The 17,029-nt window shown below is 58.4% G+C and carries 19 protein-coding genes; 12 read left to right on the top strand and 7 right to left on the bottom strand.

Annotated features, from left to right (window positions below; all coding sequences use genetic code 11):
- Nucleotides 1–104: 104 nt before the first annotated feature.
- The 11 genes from KGB23_RS17205 to KGB23_RS17155 all read left to right on the top strand — a co-directional run bounded on the left by KGB23_RS17205 (nt 105) and on the right by KGB23_RS17155 (nt 10,043).
- Nucleotides 105–299, top strand: coding sequence for a Flp family type IVb pilin (locus tag KGB23_RS17205; protein WP_223431934.1), 195 nt, complete (start codon nt 105–107; stop codon nt 297–299).
- A 30-nt stretch (nt 300–329) separates the two neighbouring features.
- On the top strand, nt 330–860 hold the full coding sequence (locus KGB23_RS17200; protein WP_223431933.1) for a prepilin peptidase: 531 nt from the start codon (nt 330–332) through the stop codon (nt 858–860).
- Nucleotides 861–862: 2 nt separating this feature from the next.
- The gene (locus tag KGB23_RS17195) at nt 863–2,191 is read left to right on the top strand and encodes an AAA family ATPase (protein WP_223431932.1); all 1,329 of its coding nucleotides are present in this window, start codon (nt 863–865) and stop codon (nt 2,189–2,191) included.
- Between the two features lie 15 nt (nt 2,192–2,206).
- Nucleotides 2,207–3,013 carry a Flp pilus assembly protein CpaB gene (cpaB, locus tag KGB23_RS17190; RefSeq protein ID WP_223431931.1) on the top strand — a complete coding sequence of 269 codons (807 nt, stop codon included), beginning with the start codon at nt 2,207–2,209 and terminating at the stop codon, nt 3,011–3,013.
- Nucleotides 3,014–3,088: 75 nt separating this feature from the next.
- Nucleotides 3,089–4,435: a TadE/TadG family type IV pilus assembly protein gene (locus KGB23_RS17185; protein WP_223431930.1), complete on the top strand. Its 1,347-nt coding sequence runs from the start codon at nt 3,089–3,091 to the stop codon at nt 4,433–4,435.
- An 8-nt stretch (nt 4,436–4,443) separates the two neighbouring features.
- Entirely contained in the window at nt 4,444–4,923 is a 480-nt protein-coding gene (locus KGB23_RS17180) for a TadE/TadG family type IV pilus assembly protein (RefSeq protein ID WP_223431929.1), read from the top strand.
- Nucleotides 4,923–5,417 (top strand): TadE/TadG family type IV pilus assembly protein, encoded by a 495-nt coding sequence (locus KGB23_RS17175; RefSeq protein ID WP_223431928.1) that lies wholly within the window; start codon nt 4,923–4,925, stop codon nt 5,415–5,417. The genes KGB23_RS17180 and KGB23_RS17175 overlap by 1 nt, the downstream gene beginning before the upstream one ends.
- Nucleotides 5,411–6,631: an AAA family ATPase gene (locus KGB23_RS17170; RefSeq protein ID WP_223431927.1), complete on the top strand. Its 1,221-nt coding sequence runs from the start codon at nt 5,411–5,413 to the stop codon at nt 6,629–6,631. The genes KGB23_RS17175 and KGB23_RS17170 overlap by 7 nt, the downstream gene beginning before the upstream one ends.
- 3 nt (nt 6,632–6,634) lie before the next feature.
- A complete protein-coding gene (locus KGB23_RS17165) occupies nt 6,635–8,068 on the top strand; it encodes a CpaF family protein (RefSeq protein ID WP_223431926.1) in 1,434 nt (477 codons plus the stop codon).
- Nucleotides 8,065–9,051 (top strand): type II secretion system F family protein, encoded by a 987-nt coding sequence (locus KGB23_RS17160; protein WP_223431925.1) that lies wholly within the window; start codon nt 8,065–8,067, stop codon nt 9,049–9,051. Before KGB23_RS17165 ends, KGB23_RS17160 begins: the two co-directional genes overlap by 4 nt.
- A gap of 29 nt (nt 9,052–9,080) precedes the next feature.
- Nucleotides 9,081–10,043, top strand: a complete 963-nt coding sequence (locus KGB23_RS17155; RefSeq protein WP_223431924.1) for a type II secretion system F family protein — start codon at nt 9,081–9,083, stop codon at nt 10,041–10,043.
- A gap of 305 nt (nt 10,044–10,348) precedes the next feature.
- On the opposite strand, the gene KGB23_RS17150 is transcribed toward KGB23_RS17155, so the two are convergent.
- From KGB23_RS17150 to KGB23_RS17125, 6 genes are all read right to left on the bottom strand, one after another.
- Nucleotides 10,349–10,618, bottom strand: coding sequence for a DUF3613 domain-containing protein (locus KGB23_RS17150; RefSeq protein ID WP_150657081.1), 270 nt, complete (start codon nt 10,616–10,618; stop codon nt 10,349–10,351).
- 18 nt (nt 10,619–10,636) lie between these two features.
- Complete coding sequence (locus tag KGB23_RS17145) at nt 10,637–11,347, bottom strand: hypothetical protein (RefSeq protein ID WP_008152413.1); 711 nt, start codon at nt 11,345–11,347, stop codon at nt 10,637–10,639.
- Nucleotides 11,348–11,466: 119 nt separating this feature from the next.
- Nucleotides 11,467–12,699 (bottom strand): type II and III secretion system protein family protein, encoded by a 1,233-nt coding sequence (locus KGB23_RS17140; protein ID WP_223431923.1) that lies wholly within the window; start codon nt 12,697–12,699, stop codon nt 11,467–11,469.
- A gap of 622 nt (nt 12,700–13,321) precedes the next feature.
- Entirely contained in the window at nt 13,322–13,957 is a 636-nt protein-coding gene (locus KGB23_RS17135) for a LysE family translocator (protein WP_201182708.1), read from the bottom strand.
- Nucleotide 13,958: 1 nt separating this feature from the next.
- Nucleotides 13,959–14,729: a 2OG-Fe(II) oxygenase gene (locus KGB23_RS17130; protein WP_223431922.1), complete on the bottom strand. Its 771-nt coding sequence runs from the start codon at nt 14,727–14,729 to the stop codon at nt 13,959–13,961.
- A 92-nt stretch (nt 14,730–14,821) separates the two neighbouring features.
- A complete protein-coding gene (locus KGB23_RS17125) occupies nt 14,822–15,448 on the bottom strand; it encodes an alanyl-tRNA editing protein (RefSeq protein ID WP_223431921.1) in 627 nt (208 codons plus the stop codon).
- Nucleotides 15,449–15,539: 91 nt separating this feature from the next.
- On the opposite strand from KGB23_RS17125, the gene KGB23_RS17120 reads away from it, so the two are divergent.
- On the top strand, nt 15,540–16,538 hold the full coding sequence (locus KGB23_RS17120; protein ID WP_223431920.1) for a LysR family transcriptional regulator: 999 nt from the start codon (nt 15,540–15,542) through the stop codon (nt 16,536–16,538).
- A 63-nt stretch (nt 16,539–16,601) separates the two neighbouring features.
- On the opposite strand, the gene KGB23_RS17115 is transcribed toward KGB23_RS17120, so the two are convergent.
- Nucleotides 16,602–17,009, bottom strand: a complete 408-nt coding sequence (locus KGB23_RS17115) for a PA2817 family protein (protein ID WP_008152400.1) — start codon at nt 17,007–17,009, stop codon at nt 16,602–16,604.
- Nucleotides 17,010–17,029: the final 20 nt, after the last annotated feature.

The raw sequence follows: 17,029 nt of genomic DNA, 5'->3' as shown, positions 1-17,029 counted from the left end.
TCTGTTTAGCGGATGAGGCTGCCGGACAACCTTCTTTATGGGCTTCGCGTTGTGTCTATCACAGTACGTTTTGAGCGAATTGGTCGCTGCAATGGGAGAGCAAAATGAATATGCAAACAATCAAGGCTTCGGTGCTGAAGTTCATCAAAGACGAGGATGGCCTGACCATTGTGGAGTACGCGGTGGCGGGTGGTTTGATTACGGTGGCTGTCGCCGCAACGTTTGTGCTGCTTGGAGGCGCGGTGAATACCCAAATCACAGCGTTGTGCAAAGCCGTCAATGGCAACGTTGCCTGCTGATAACGATAATCCCCAGTCGGGAGACACGCCATGTCCACGGAACTGATGGTATCGACTGTTTTACTGATAGGACTTTTGGGCGTGGCGGTGGTGAGCGATCTGCTTCGCCACCGTATTTCCAACATGCTGGTCCTGTTGGGCCTTGCCCTGGGAATGGCTGGTCAAGTCTATTCAGGCGGTGTCAGCGGATTGGGTGACAGCCTGTTGGGTATGCTGATCTGTTTTGGGCTGTTTCTACCGATGTACGCCGTGGGTGGCATGGCCGCCGGTGACGTCAAGTTAATGGCCATGGTCGGCAGTTTTTTACCGGTTCATTACGCATTGTGGGCTGCCATGTTTAGCCTGATTGCCGGTGGCGTGTGCGGTTTCCTGATCGTGCTGTTCCGCGGTCAATTACTTCAAACCCTGGGGCGTTATTGGCTGATTGTGAGGGCGCAGGCTTATCTGGCGCCGAATTCCGATGAAGTAGCCGGCAAGCCTTTCCCTTATTCGATTGCAATATTGGTCGGCACTTTGAACAGCGTCTACTGGCAACTGGTTGCCGGCGGATTGGGAGCTTAGTCATGCACGTCATCGTCGAAAGTGATGCCTACCCCTGCGATCGGGGCGCGGTGCAACGACTGGCTCCTCAGCCATGCACAATCCGCGAGACTGGTCTGACCGACAGTTTTCTCGGTGAGTTGGTGTGCAAGCATTTGTTTGATGCCGGTGTGCTGGACATGTCGCGGCTGGTGGAACGCCTGGCGCTGACTGGCGCGGTACTTGAAGAGGTCCTGGCGTTTCTGCGCAAGGATGGTCGTGTCGAAGTGCTTGGCCAGGTGAGTCAAACGGGCGGGCAGATGCTGCGTTATGGCCTGACCGAACGTGGACGCAGTGCCGCCCGTGATGCCCTGTCGCGCAGCGGTTATATAGGAGCGGCACCCTTCCCGGTGAGTGCCTACCGGTCCCTGATCAAACTGCAGACCATTCACCATGGTCGCATCAACGCCAACGATATGCGCAATGCCCTTGCTGGCGTAGTGCTCACGGAGGGGATGCTTGATCAGTTGGGTGTAGCGATGAACTCCGGGCGGGCGATCATGATTTATGGCCCCGCGGGTACCGGCAAGACCTATGTCAGCAGTCGGCTGATCCGTCTGTTCGCCGAGGCCATCTGGGTTCCTCATGCCATTGTCATCAACGAGGCGGTGATCGAGATCTATGACCCGCAGGTGCATCAGCGGCTCGATGACAACGCTCAGCAGAACAATCTGATGCTCAACGAAGGGATCGACCGTCGACTGCTGTGCTGCAAGCGCCCGATTGTCATTACGGGCGGTGAATTGAGCATGGAGCAGCTGGACGTTCGCTATGACCCTTTCACCCGTCAGTACCAGGCCGCCTTGCAACTCAAGGCCAGCAATGGCCTGTTCATCATCGACGACATGGGGCGCCAGCGCATGGCCCCCGCCGAGCTGTTGAATCGCTGGATCGTCCCGATGGAAGAGAAACGCGATTTCCTCAACCTGGGCGGCGGTCGGCATTGCGAACTGCCGTTCGATCTGATTCTGGTGTTTTCCACCAACCTCAATCCTCTGGAACTGGCCGATGAGGCCTTCCTTCGCCGGATTGGCTACAAGCTGCAGTTCGGTTACCTGAAGCCCGAGGAGTACGAAAAGATCTGGCGCCAGGAAAGCGAGCGTCTGGGCATGCCTTATGACCAGTTGCTGGTGCGTTATGTGCTGCAAAGGCTCTATGCAAGTGAAGGCATGCCCCTGGTGCCTTGCCATCCCCGCGATCTCCTGAACATGGCGCTCGATCGTCAGCGTTATATGGGCGGTTCCGGACCACTGTCACCGCAAGATTTGGAATGGGCCTGGCACAACTACTTCGTCCAGCTCAACTTTCTTTGATACGGAGATACTGACATGAGCTCTCGTACTCTTTCCCTGATAGGCGTCTCCCTGGTCATGGGCCTTGGAGCTGCATGGATGGCCGACACCTGGTTGAGCGCACGTCTCAACGCCAGTCCGGATGACCACCTTCGAAGCGTGGTGGTCGCCACGGTAGAGATTCCATTCGGGCAGATGGTCGAGGCCCAGCAGGTCACGACCGTACGCATGCCCATGGACACGATCCCGGACGATGCCTTCGATTCCAGCGAAAAAGCAGTGGGCAAGATCGCTACGTTCGACATTTTGCGGGGCGACATTGTGCGCGGGGCGCGTCTGAGTGAGCACTTGGGTGGCAGCACCCTGGCCTCTTTGATTGCCCCCGACAAACGCGCCATATCGGTACGTGTGGACGATGTGGTCGGTGTCGGCGGATTCCTGTTGCCGGGTAATCGGGTCGATGTACTGGCGACCAAAACCACCGGTGCCGGCAGTAACAGTGCCGTGTCCAGGACCATCCTCGAGAACTTGCGGGTGTTGGCGGTGGATCAGACGGCGGGTACCGACAAGACCCAACCAGTGGTGGTGCGCGCAGTGACGCTGGAGATGTCGGCCTCTGAAGCGGAAGCACTGGTCACGGCGCAGACGGAAGGCAAGTTGCAGCTGGCGCTGCGTAACCCACTGAACCTCGAGAAGAAAACCGCAGCCGTTGCGCCTGTTGTGCCGGCCCTGGCTGTGGCCGCTGTCGCGGCGCCAAAACGCGTGGTACAGCGCAGCAGTGGCGAGGGTGGCGGGGCTATTACCGTTATCCGCGGGACCGAAGCCAGTGTAGTCAAGCGTTGACAGGGCGGTAGGGGTGCCCGGGCACCAAAGTATTGGCGGAGCCGATCCGGATCAGTATTGGCAAACGAGGGCTTGATGATGAGTATTCGTAATCAGCGGCCGTTCACTGCGACGCCAAGGCGCCAGGAAGGATCGGTGAGTGTTTTGATGGTGATTGCGTTGGCGGTGATTGGCATGGTGGCGGCGCTGGCTTTGGACGGCGGGCATATGATGCTGAACAAAACGCGCCTGCAGAATGCGGTGGACGCCGCCGCCCTGAGTGGCGCCAAAACCCTGAGTCAGGTGGAAGGTGGTACCAACATTTACGCCGTGACGCAGGCTGCCGCGCTCAATACGCTGATGCAAAATGCCAATGCCACGGGCAACAACGAATTGGCCACGGCTATTGGCGGCAACGCAGGCACATTTGCGGTGGTAGAACTGGCGAAAACCGTCTATGGACCTTTCTCCTTTCCTGGGCCTTCGGATGCCAAGTACGTTCGGGTGTCGGTACCGAACTATAGCCTGACGGGGTTTTTCTGGAACTTCGCTCAGGTATTCGGCTCTGGCGGCCTGGGGGCCAAAGCAGTGGCGGCGATCGCCACCGCTGGACCCAGCCCTACCAGTCCTTGTGATCTCGCACCTTTGATGGTCTGTGGCGACTCGACTCAATACAACCCGGGCGCTGGCATGTTCTGGGGCTTCCAGTTTGGTGATTTGCAAGTATTGAAGACGGCGGCCGGCAATTCGTCGCCCATTGGTCCAGGCAACTTTCAGTTGCTCGATTTTGGCTCGGGCGGCAGTAGCGTCAGGGATGAATTGGCCGGAGGCGGCAAGGTTTGCCGCTCTGTGGGGGACAATGTCCAGACCTCACCCGGCAACATGGTCGGCCCTGCGTCTCAAGGCCTGAATACGCGCTTCGGCATCTATAACGGCCCGGTCAGCGCCTCGGACTATCCGCCGGACCTTGTGACCACGTCCAGCACCCCCGCAATCACTTACGACGACTCAGTCTCCCCGCCACAAGCGAAGTACAAAGGGCAAGCCGTCATCTCGAGCAACGGCAATCTCACCGCGGGCAGCAACGAGATATTTGACTACAACGACTGGCATGCGAGCACTGCCGCGTGTGTGGCAGGGGGCAGTGGCTGTCAGAGCAATGGGGTGTTCGAGCGCCGGATGATGAAAATCGTGGTGGGCAACTGCACCGGGAAGCAGGGCGGTTCAACCTCGATCCCCGTCCTGGGTTTCGGCTGCTATTACGTGGTGCAGCCAATGGATGGCGGTGGTGGGGACGCGCAGATCTTCGGACAGTTCGTGAAGGAGTGCGAAGGCGACAATGTGGCAGGCCCCTCGCCGTCAACCGATTCCGGGCCGCAGATCATTCAGCTCTACAAAACCTATATCGGCAGCGGCACTGGCATTCCGAGCACTGACTCGTAGGAGGCGTCATGAGACTTCACGGGTTTAAACATCCGCAGCGCCAGCAAGGCCTGGCCATGGTGGAATTCACCCTCGTCCTGCCGGTGTTGCTGTTGCTGTTGCTGGCCTTCGGTGAGTTCGGCCGCATGCTCTATCAGTACAACGTGCTGCTGCAGGCCAGCCGCGATGCCGACCGTTTCGTCGCTAGCCAGGCCTGGGACTCGACGCTTGGTCAGGTCGCTCTGAGCAGTACGCTACTGACCCAGACGAAAAACGTTGCGGTCTATGGTGTGCCTGCCAACACCGGGACCGCTGTGGTGTCAGGGCTGACGACTGGCAACGTGGTCGTCGCCGCAGTGGGTAGCGACCATGTGCGGGTCACCATCACTTACACGTTCTGCCCGGTGATTGGTGCTGGCAATTGTGGCGGCTCGATTCCGGGTTTCTTTGGTAATCAGATTGCGCTGAGCATTCCGCTGGTTGCCACTACCGTGATGAGGGCACTGTGATGAATAGAAAACACATGCGCGGCGTCTATACGGTGGAGTTCGCCTTCATTGGTCTACTGGTGTTCACGCTGTTGTTCGGCGTGTTGGAAATGGGCCGCCTGTACTTCACGGTCAATGCACTGGATGAAGCCGTACGGCGTGGTACGCGCCTGGCTTCGGTGTGCAATATCAGCGATCCGGTGGTTCTGCGGCGGGCGATATTCAATGCCGCGACCGACGCAGGTACGAGCCAGCTGATCGGCAATCTGGCTACCACTAACCTGACGTTGACCTATCTGGACGTCAATGGTGCTCTGGTGGCCAACCCCGCTGACACTGTCAGTGCCAACGGTTTTCGTGCCATCCGCTATGTCCAGTTGAGTCTGCAAAACTTCGTATTCAATCTGTTTATTCCCGGGCTCCGCGTGCCCATTACCTTGCCTGCATTCAGGGCAACGTTGCCACGCGAAAGCCTCGGGCGTCATTCCGATTCCGGGGAGATCACGCCATGCTGAATACCAAGGAAACACCAGTCTCCAGTTCGACCGGCAAAGCCGGGCTCAGGTTGCTGATCAGCAGCCGTGACGCCAGCTCTTTGCGCGACCTGCAGAGCGTCTGCCAACGCATGCCCAGCCTGGAGGTGAGTACTCGCCTGGTGAGCAATGGGCATGTCGACCCGCTCTACGGTCTGGATCGGATGCCCGATCTGTTGCTGTTGCGCGTTAGCCACCTGTGGCGTGAAGAACTGTCGGCACTGTTGCAGCGCCCGGCCCATGAGCGTCCGCCGATGTTGGTGTGCGGACTGCTGAGCGAACAGGAAGCCATGCGCCTGGCGATGCAGGCCGGTGCCCGGGACGTGCTGCCGGAGCCCATCGCCGAGACCGAACTGGTCGCCGCCTTGAATCGTCTGGTCACAGAAGTTCGGACCGGCAGTGGGGCAGAAGGAAAATTGATCGCCGTGATGAGCGCCAAGGGCGGCTCTGGCGGAACCCTGCTGGCCTGCAACCTGGCTCAGCAACTCAGCATCAAGGGTGGCAGCACCCTGTTGCTGGATATGGACCTGCAATTTGGCAGCGTGACGCATTATCTGGATGTGGCGCAGACGCACAGCCATCTGGAGGTGTTGCACCAGATCGACGGCATGGACAGCGTCGCGTTACGCGGTTTTTGCAGTCACTTCAGCCCGACCCTGCATGTGCTGGGCGGTCGGGCCGGTGAGCTGTGTTTGCCGCAGGATACCCAACCCGAGCAACTTGACACCCTGTTGCAGTTGGCCCGCGCCAGCTATGGCTGGGTGGTGATCGACCTGCCGCGGCAAATCGATCACCTCACCGGCTCTGTGCTGGAGCAGGTGGATCGGGTGTACGTGGTGGTGCAACAGAGCGTCAGCCATCTGCGCGATGCCAGCTCCCTGGTGCGGATTCTTCGCGAAGACCTGGGCGTGCGTGGGGATCAATTGCAGATAGTGGTCAACCGCTATGACAAGTCGGCAGCGGTCAGCCTCAAAGATATCGGCGAGGCGCTGCGCTGCACCAATCTGTCGAAGTTACCCAACGACTTCAATCTGGTCAGCCAGAGTCAGAACACTGGCGTGCCGTTGGGGCTGCATGCGCCGAGGGCAGCGATCACCGCTGCACTGCGCAACATGACCGAGGACCTGGTCGGTCAACAGCTGGCCGGCAACAAAGGCTTGCTCAAACGTGCCTTCAACCGTTTTTTCGGGGGATGACCCATGATCAGCGACTTTCGTAACCGCTTGCGCAAACAGTCCGGTAAACCCGCCGCTGCCCAACCGGGCGACGACCTGTTGGATCCGGCAGAGGAATTAATGGCGTGGGAGCGTACAGCGCCGGACGTTCTTTACGAAACCAGAAGCCAGGTCACCCCGGTGGAGGCCGAGTGGCGGGAAAAGATCTACCAGCAGTTGCTCAAGGTCATGGACCTGTCCTTGCTGGACTCCCTTGAGCAGGCCGAGGCTGCTCGGCAGATTCGCGATATTTGCCAGCGCCTGCTCGATGAGCATACGGCACCGGTGAGTACCGTCAGCCGCCAGTTAATCATCAAGCAGATCACCGACGAGGTGCTCGGCCTGGGTCCTCTGGAACCGTTGCTGGCCGATCACACTGTGTCCGACATTTTGGTCAACCGGCATGACTCAGTGTATGTCGAGCGCTTCGGCAAGCTGCAACGCACCGATGTGCGTTTTCGCGATGATCAGCATTTGCTGAACATCATTGACCGCATCGTCTCCAGCCTGGGTCGGCGTATCGACGAGTCTTCGCCGTTGGTGGATGCGCGCCTCAAGGACGGTTCGCGGGTCAACGCGATTATTCCGCCGCTGGCCATCGACGGTCCGAGCATGTCGATCCGGCGTTTTTCCGTGGACCTGCTCAATACCGACAGCCTGATCCAGGTGGGGGCGTTGACCCCGGCCATTGCCCTGCTGCTCAAGGCGATTGTCCGTGGGCGCTTGAACGTGCTGATTTCCGGCGGTACCGGCAGCGGCAAGACCACCATGCTCAATGTGCTGTCCAGTTTCATCCCGCACAACGAGCGGATCGTTACCATCGAAGACTCAGCCGAACTGCAGTTGCAACAGCCCCACGTGGTACGCCTGGAAACCCGGCCTTCGAATATCGAGGGGCGTGGCGAGGTGAGCCAGCGGGAGTTGGTGCGCAACAGCTTGCGGATGCGTCCGGACCGCATTGTGATCGGCGAAGTGCGCGGCGCCGAGGCGCTGGACATGCTGACAGCGATGAACACCGGTCACGACGGCTCGTTGACCACGATCCACGCCAACACCGCACGCGATGCCCTGGGGCGGATCGAGAACATGGTGTCGATGACCGGGGCGACCTTCCCGATCAAGGCCATGCGCCAACAGATCGCTTCGGCCATCGGAGTGGTCATCCAGCTGGAACGCCAGGAGGACGGCAAGCGTCGCCTGGTCAGTGTGCAGGAGATCAACGGCATGGAGGGCGAGATCATCACCATGACCGAAATCTTCTCCTTCGTGCGCCAAGGCGTGGGCGAAAACGGCGAAGTACTGGGTGATTTTCGGCCCAGCGGCATGATCCCCGCCTTCCGCGATGTGCTGGCCAAGCGCGGTATCGAGTTGCCGCTTACGATGTTCAGGCCTGAGTGGATGGAGGCACGGCAGTCATGAGCCATATTTCTGGTGAATTCATTCTGATTTTCCTCGGCATGGTGTTTATCGCTGTGTTCCTCCTGTCCCAGGGGGTGGTGGTGCCGGTGTTCGGCGAGGCCGGCAAGATGCGCAAGCGCATCCGCGGCCGTTTGCATGTTCTGGAGAAAGCCAACAATCAGCCCAACATGCAGACGGTGTTGCGACAGAAATACCTGACGCGCTTATCGCCACTGGAGGCCATGCTCGAGCAGTTGCCCTTAATGGCGAGCCTGACCCAGGTGATCGAGCAGTCCGGTCATGAATATCGTGCTTATCGGGTGCTGTTGCTCGGGCTGTTCCTGGGCGCCTGTGCAGGCATCTCGATCTGGATGATCTCGTCAGTCTGGTGGATGGCACTGTTGGCGGGCTTCGGAGTGTTCTGGGTACCACTGCTGAAAATTTCTCGTGACCGTGGCAAACGCTTCGCTACGTTTGAGGAAGGCCTGCCGGATGCACTGGATGCCATGTGCCGTGCCCTGCGCGCTGGACACCCGTTCAACGAAACCCTGCGCCTGGTCGCCGAGGAGCATAAGGGGCCGGTCGCTCAGGAGTTCGGTCTGACCTTCGCCGATATCAACTATGGCAACGATGTACGTCGGGCCATGCTCGGCCTGCTTGAGAGGATGCCGAGCATGACGGTGATGATGCTGGTGACCTCGATCCTCATCCATCGCGAGACCGGCGGCAATCTGACGGAAGTGCTGGAGCGTCTGAGTCGTCTGATTCGCGGGCGCTTCCGCTTTCAGCGCAAGATCAAAACCCTGTCGGCGGAAGGGCGGATGTCGGCCTGGGTGCTGGTGGCGATTCCCTTCTTGCTGGCGATCGCGATCGTACTCACCAGCCCCAGTTACCTGCCTGTGCTGATCAATGATCCCATAGGCCATAAGCTGATCATCGGGGCGTTCTGCGCCATGTTGCTCGGGATTTTCTGGATACGCAAAATCATCCGGATTCAGGTTTAAGCGGTATTCGCTACCGGGAGGTACAGGTCATGGACTTTTTACTCGGGTTGTTCAGTCGGGTCACGGGGAACGAGGAGCTGGCGCGTCTGTTGTTCATCGCCTCGATCGGTTTGAGTACGGTGCTTGCGGTCGTCGCCGTGATCTTGCTGATGATGGGGCTTCAGGATCCGGTACAGCGTCGTCTGGCGCTGATCAAGCGTGGTCATTTAGGCAACACCGCAGGGCAGGAGGCTCCGGGTAATCTGCAACTATTGCTGGAGCGGGTCGGACAGCGCTTTGGCTCGGCCGAATCGGCTCAGACGTCCGTCACCCAGACCCTGTTGATACATGCGGGGTACCGTTCCTCGTCGGCGGTGCAGATGTACTGGGCAGTGCGCTTGATGTTGCCGCTGTTATTGATCGGTATTGCGGTGCTGCTGTTGCCGATGATTCCCAAGGTTTCCCTGATTATGGGGCTGCTGTTGGTGGTCATGGTGGCCGGTATCGGATGGTTGGTGCCAGGGCTATATGTCGCCAAGCGTAAGCAGTTGCGACAAGGTCGGTTGCGTGCCGCGTTTCCGGATGCGCTGGATCTGATGGTGGTGTGCGTGGAGTCGGGCCTGGCCCTGCCCGCGACCATCGAACGGGTGGCTGAGGAGATGTCGGTCAGTCAGGTCGAACTGGCTGAAGAACTGGCCCTGGTCAATGCGCAAATCCGCGCGGGCATTTCCAGTACCGAGGCGCTCAAACAACTGGCCCTGCGCACTGGTCTGGATGATGTACAAGGGCTGGTCAGCCTTTTGGCGCAAAGTATCCGCTTTGGTACAAGCGTGGCCGAAACCCTGCGCATCTATTCCGACGAATTCCGTGACCGGCGTACGCAGGCCGCCGAAGAGATGGGGGCGAAAATCGGCACCAAGCTGATATTTCCACTGATTTTCTGTCTGTGGCCGAGCTTCTTTCTGGTCGCTATCGGCCCTGCCATGATCGGGGTGTTGAGAGCATTCGGGTGAGGTAAACGGCCGGAGGCTGTCGAGCGCGATGGCCTTGCCACCCGAACCTGATCTGCACGTTCCTTCCATAGCTTTACAAATCCTTTGTAGGCGCTGCCGCAGGCTGCGATCTTTTGATTTTTCTGGCTGGCAATTTGTTGCCCAGGCCTGAATCAAAAGATCGCAGCCTGCGGCAGCTCCAGGGTAATCCGGCCTGGCTTGGATGATGTGTAGAGACCACTGCTTTCCTGCACACGACATTAAGCCCGGCTTTGCAGCCAGGCCACTCTAGACGAAGCCAGAGGCTGATCACCCATCGACATGCCTCAGTTGCCGCTAGTGATCTCTCCCGCTGTATCCTGGTCAAAAAATTCCGGAATCGGGTGGTTGAAGCTATTCAGCCAGCGCTGCATGGCCAGGTCACGTTCAGTGGCCGAAGCGGTTTGCAGGTGAGGGGAGGCAACCACACCGCGAATCTGCAGTTGCAACCACTGCTCGGTGCCTTGTTGATACGGCGAAGAGGGGCCCGGCTCAATGGCCCAGGCAGTGGTGGACAGGCACGCCATGCACACGATCAAAAGTCTTTTGGTCTTCATCTCGACTCCTCGTACGTTCTACTTGATTGCACTGGAAGAGGCATCGGCTACCTCAGTCCGGCGATTCCCCTCGGAAGCCACCACCTTGTTGGCGGAGGCCTTGAGTTTTTCCGCACGGGCCTGAGCCTCCGCAACTTGCTTGGGGCTCAAGTCGGCGCGGGTCACGAGTTCGGAAGCCGCCTTCCAGTTATCCTGGTAGATCAGCAACGTCACCATATTGAGTGCCGCCAGTGTGTTTGCCTGCTTGAGTTCCATGGCGGTCATGAACTCAAAACGCGCTTCCGGGATCCGTCGCTGATTGAGGTAGACGACCCCCAGGTCATTGCGCATCTTGTCGTCGGTGGGGGCCATCTTCACCGCACGCTCAAGGTGAAGGGTCGCGGCGGCGTTATCATTTTTGGCTGCGGCCAACTGGCCCAGACCATGTTCCCCATCAGCCGCCAGGCAGGTGCGAAGCAAGCTTTCGTACAACGGCGCCGCCTCGCTACGCCCCATCAAGCGCAACACCCGGGCCTTGCGTAGGCGAACCTGGACCAGACTGTCAGGCAAACCTTCAAGATTCGCCAGGCTGGCATACAAACGGCCTTCGTTGGCCATGTTGTCGGCCAGGTTCAGGGCCAGCTCTTGCTCCGAAGCGGGCTTGGCGCATTCAGGCGGTCGCGAAGACACGCCGTTGGACGCACAGCCCGCGAGCATCAATGTCGCTGTTATTGCAATGACTGCTTTCATCGAATGTCCTCTGGCTACAACACGTTGAACGCCTGGCCAGTGGCAATAAATCTGGCCCGACAAGCGTTCAAGGTCGCCGTTACGAGTGATGGCGAGACTCATCTGGTTCAGGTCATGGCTCATTGCGAGAGCCCGCTGAGACTGTCGAAGTCACCATTTTCGAGGAAGAACATGCGGTAGAAGTTCGGGTCGTAATTACGCAGTTTCTCGCCAGGCAACGATGGCAGTTGTGCATTGGCAGCCAGCGGCTGGACCAGGTGTGGGGTGACGATCATCAACAGTTCACGCTCTTCACGGTTGATGGAGTTGTCGCGAAAGAACGCCCCCAGAATCGGGATATCACCCAACCCCGGAAACTTGTTTACCTGGGAACTGTTGCGGGAGCTGATCAGGCCGCTGATGACGAAGCTTTCGCCGTCGGCCAGGGAGATGCTGGTGTCGGTACGACGTATGCTCAGCGCCGGAACGATGGTGCCGGCGATGCTCACAGCGTTGCTGAAGTCCAGTTCACTGACTTCCGGCGCCACCTTCAGCACGATACGGTTTTTCCCGACGATGGTCGGTGTCAGGGTCAGGCGGATACCGAACTCCTTGTACTCGATGGACACGTTATCGCTGCCTGAACTGGGCACCGGAATCGGCACTTCACCACCCGCCAGGAAGCTCGCACTCTGCCCACTGAGGGCTACCAGGCTTGGCCGTGCCAGGGTGGAGGCGAAACCGGTGCCTTCCAGTGCTTGGAGAGACACTAGAGTATCGCTGGACGCAAAAGCGAAGTTGAACATGCCGTTGTTCACCGGCAACGCCGACCTGACAACGCCGTCGATGGTGGGCAAGGTTCTCGGCGAGCCGAACAGGAAGTTACCTTGGCGACCAAAAATCGAGGCATTGGCTTCCTTGAGTTTGGTCCGGCTGACTTCAACGAAGCGGATGTCGGTTTGCACCTGGATCGGCAACAGCGGGTCTTCGGAAGGTATTGTCGAGACGCTGGTCAGCGCTGCGGTGGCCTTACCCTTGACGAACACCATGCTTTGGCGCGGCGTTTTCGAACAGGCGGTCCAGACCATCAGGCTGGTGGTCCCCGGTGCAACGCCCGTGAGTATGAAGGCGTTGGTGCCACTGTTGGCACTGGATTGCACGTCGGCAATTTTCGGGTCACCCACCGCCAGTTGTGTTATCGGAACGGGGCTGCGCAGTTCACTTTGCAGCCCCTGGCCGACCTCATACGTTGTCGGCCAACTGTCCAGTTGTGAACAATTGTTCGGCGCGGCCTGAGCCGCATTCACGCTGAGGCCTGTCCAGAACAGGCCATGGATGATTCGCTTGAAAGCGGGCACGGGACGAAGGCTCATATAATACATCCTCACTGGATAGGCCATCTTTTGGCTGACTGATTTGTCACGGATCACTTCACGGGGACCGGACTATCCCCCCCAATGCGTCAGACCACTTGTCCATGGCCTTGGTGTTATTCCTTACGTGCTACACCCGAACGGGCGCAATTCGCTGATCTGGCTGGACAGCGAACGACTTTTGCTAAAAGGGTTTTTAGTGATCCGGTTACCTGGACTGCCCGCCAGAGCGAAACTTGCGGCTATGGACGGTACCGTCCGCCGACCTGGCTCCCCCGGAAAGTAATCGGCAATGAAGGTACAGAGCCGGAAAACGCCTGACAGGATCATAGAGAGGTAACTCCTTTTGCCTATTCACCATCTGATCACTGAAGCTAACGTGAAAACTTGAGCCGTTATGACTTCTTATTGCTAGACGGTAGTTCAATCAAGCCAAAGTGCCATGATTTTTAAAAAAAACCACGGGTGCAAAGGCTGGAGAAAGGCGGGCGGGCGAGCGGTGCGGGCAAGGTCGTAGCGCAGTGCGGTTGCCTGATATTGACGGGTTATGCTGAATGTCTAGTCCGTAGAACCGTACGAGGACGGCGGCTGTGAAGCCGCCTCCTACTCGATTCACGCGTATTTACATCGACAAAATCAACCGACCAGCAAACAGGATCAGAATCACCCCCATGCTCCGCTCGAACCAGTGCCCCATGCGCATAAACAGCAGCCGTACCCGGGCACTGGAAAAGAACAGCGCGACGATCACAAACCACAGCGCATTCACAAAACACATCCAGATTCCGTAAAGCGCCTGGATCTTCAATGGCGTTGTGGCGCTGATGATGGTGGTGAAGATCGCCAGGAAAAACAGTGTGGCTTTCGGGTTGGTCGCGTTGGTCAGGAAACCGGTGGTAAATGCCTTCAGCAACGTTTGCTCTACGACCGGTTCGTCAGGCTTGTCTCCTTCCAGTACGGTCTTGGGCTTGCTGCGCAACAGGCTGACACCGAGGTACAAAATGTAAGCACCACCCACAACCTTGGCCACCGTCAGCAGCCAAGGCGTCGTGTGCATCAGCGCGCCGACCCCGAGCAAGGTGTAAAGCACGTGCACGGAAATGCCCGCGCCGATGCCCAGCGCCGTGCAAATCCCGACCAGTCGACCAAAGCGCACACTTTGACGGATGGTCACAGCGAAGTCCGGTCCGGGGGCGACGACGGCCAGAAAGTGGATAGTTGCCAGCGCCAGAAACTCGCCCAGGTAATTCGAAAGCATCTCAACTCCAGAAAGTAAGGGGTGAAGCATTGCCGCGATAGCCGACAAAGAACGAAAGGCTCAAGCGCGGATCGGCCATACCCGGTGTCACCGAGTGCATGCAGCGCGAATTGAACATGATGAAATCACCCGGCTCGGGAAGAATCTCCAGGGTTGGAGTCCCGAGCAGCGCCGGATCGATGCCGTAACTGTCGCCACGCATTTCGTCGAACTGGTCCGGGGAGATGTCGTGGTTCCACATCTGCAGTGCACCGCCCTCGGCGGGCATGTTCAGGTAAACATTGCAGGCGAACTGCGCTTCCAGGCTTTTGGCCTGGTAACTGTCCGGGGCGTCCTTGGCGAAAATGTCGTGGTGGGCCAGAAAACAGACCCCGGGTTTCACTACCCGGGACAGCCCGACATACATCTTGCGACCGTAGAGATTTTCCAGGTGCGCACCCGCCGGCCAGGACTCGTCGAGCATGCAGCGCAGGGTGTCGACGGGGGACGAGTAGGGCGCACACCGATTGCGCAATTCCGCAATGTTGCGGGTGGCGCGTTCGAAATAATCTTCGATCAGCAGCGGTTGGTTTTCCGCTTCATAAAACGCCATACCGATGCGACCGATGCTCGGCGCATTTATATAGCCTTCAAAACCCGGGGCGAGGATCTTGTCGCCAATCTGAATCGCCAGCGGCTTGGGCAACAAGCCTTTGACGCGGATGGCGAGGACTTCTTCGTTGGCCAGTTTTTTTATGCACGTCTCATCGAGACGCTCGACGTCAAGCATCATGTCTTAGGTCCATCTATCAGATAGTCAACAGAACCCACGACCGCAGGTTCCCCCGGCGTCAGGCGATGACAGGAACGGCATCGCCCAAATGCTCAATCCACGCTGTAGTGGACTGACAGCGTTCCCTTCTTCAGTGAAAGGGAAGCGATCGTGACCGTGCCCAAATCCTTCAGGCTGCGTACATGGGTGCCGCCGCAGCCGTAGGCGGGCAGTTCACCGAAACCGATTTCCCGGGCGCCTTCACGCATCGACGTCAGGCGCGGCAGATCATGGGCGATCCATTGCTCGATGCCGTGCTGAATCATCCCGGCATCAACCTCTTTTGCCGACTCTGCCGGTTTGAATTGCACGCGTCCTTCGCCCGGCCAGTGATGAGCCTTGATCGGCATCCAGCCCATGGCCTGGACGAAGTGGCCGATCAGGTGGCCGGCGGAATGCATGCGTGAATTGAACTGGCGGCGTTGTTCGTCGACCTGAATCTGAGTCATGCCCGGTTTTACCGGATGGTCGACGAAATGAATGATCCGGTCCGGATCCTGAACCACCCGCAGTACTTGGCTTTCGCCGATCCAGCCGGTGTCAAAGGGCTGTCCACCGCCCTGAGGGTGAAACAGCGTGGCGCGCAGCACCACAGCAAATTCGTTCTCGTGGGGCGTGCAATCCAGGACTTCCACATTGGCCTTGAGATCATCACTATGGAAAAAGAGGCGAAGCGTCATATTCCATGCCCTTATTAACAATTCTATTTTTTATTATATGAAGCGTGGAATTGCGTGATAATCCGTTCAAACATCAAAGGACTGTTGCGCTGTGAGCATAAATCTTCCACTGCCGCTGCTCGGTGAAATGGCGATCTTCGTCAAGGTTGTCGAGACGGGCAGCTTCTCCGAGGCTGCTCGCCAGTTAGGTTCTTCACCCTCGGCGGTCAGTCGCAGCATTTCGCGTCTGGAGAAGGCGCTCGCTACCCGTTTGCTGCAGCGAACCACGCGCAAGTTGCGTTTGAGTGATGGTGGCGAAGAGGTGTTCAAGCGTTGCCAGGAGATGGTCAGCGCAGCCAAGTCGGTGATGGAAATCAGCGGTCAGTTCACCCATGAAGCGGAAGGACTGGTGCGCGTCAGTGTGCCGAAAGCGGTGGGGCGTTTCGTGATTCATCCGCATATGCCGGAATTTCTGCGGCGTTATCCCAAAGTGGATGTGGAGCTGTTGCTTGAGGACCGCCAGGTGGATTTGATCGACGACAACGTTGATCTGGCGATTCGTATTACAGATCGGCCACCTGCTGGGCTGGTCGGGCGGCAATTGCTCACCATCGATCATTTGCTCTGTGCAACGCCGCAATACCTGGCCGAACACGGCACACCGACCCACCCTCACGACTTGCTCAACCACAGTTGCATCTACCTGGGCGAAACGCCGAGCGATGCACGCTGGAAATTCAAGAAAGGCACCAAGGCCGTAACCGTTGGCGTGCGCGGACGGTATGCGGCCAATCACACCGGCGTGCGGTTGGGCGCGGTGTTGCAGCACATCGGGATTGGCAGCCTGCCGTACTTCACCGCACGTTATGCGCTGGAGCAGGGGCTGATCGTGCAGGTGCTGCCGGACTGGACCTTCCTGGCGTCATACCACGGCGGTGCCTGGTTGCTGCATTCGCCAACCCGTTATCTGCCACCGAAGTTACGGGTGCTGATCGACTATCTGGTGGAGTGCCTGGAAAAGGAGCCAACGCTGAGCAAACCGGGCAAGTTGAGTGGCTCGGTTCGGGTCGCGGCGGAGTATGAGTTGCCGGAGAGTGATGGATTGCTCTGAAGCGAAGATCAAAAAAAGGCCCGCATGTTCACCATGCGGGCCTTTTGTATTTCTGGCCGGGGATCAGTGCTTGCTGTCGTCTTTCGACATCGCCAGCAGCTGTTTTTCCTGGTTCCAGTCGAACGGTTCGTCGTTTTGTTCGGCTTCGAAACGACGTTCTTCCAGCGCCTGATACAAGTCGATTTCATCGTCGGGCATGTAATGCAGACAGTCACCGGCGAAGTACCACAGCAGGTCGCGCGGGACCAGGTGGGCGATTTGCGGATAGCGGGTGATCACCTGGCACAGAATGTCCTGGCCCAGGTATTGGCTTTCGATCGGGTCGACCGGCAGCAACGCCCGCAGTTCGTCGAAGCGCTCCAGGAACAAGGCATGGCTTTCTTCGGGAACCTGTTCGGCCTCACCTACGGCGACCAGGATGCTGCGCAGGTGGTCGAGCAAGACAAGATGATCGGCAACGACATTGGACACGAGATAAGTCCTCAAGAGCA

Source organism: Pseudomonas sp. GL-B-26 (assembly GCF_019947405.1).
Classification (GTDB): Bacteria; Pseudomonadota; Gammaproteobacteria; order Pseudomonadales; family Pseudomonadaceae; genus Aquipseudomonas.
This window is presented reverse-complemented; position numbering and strand designations above follow the sequence as displayed.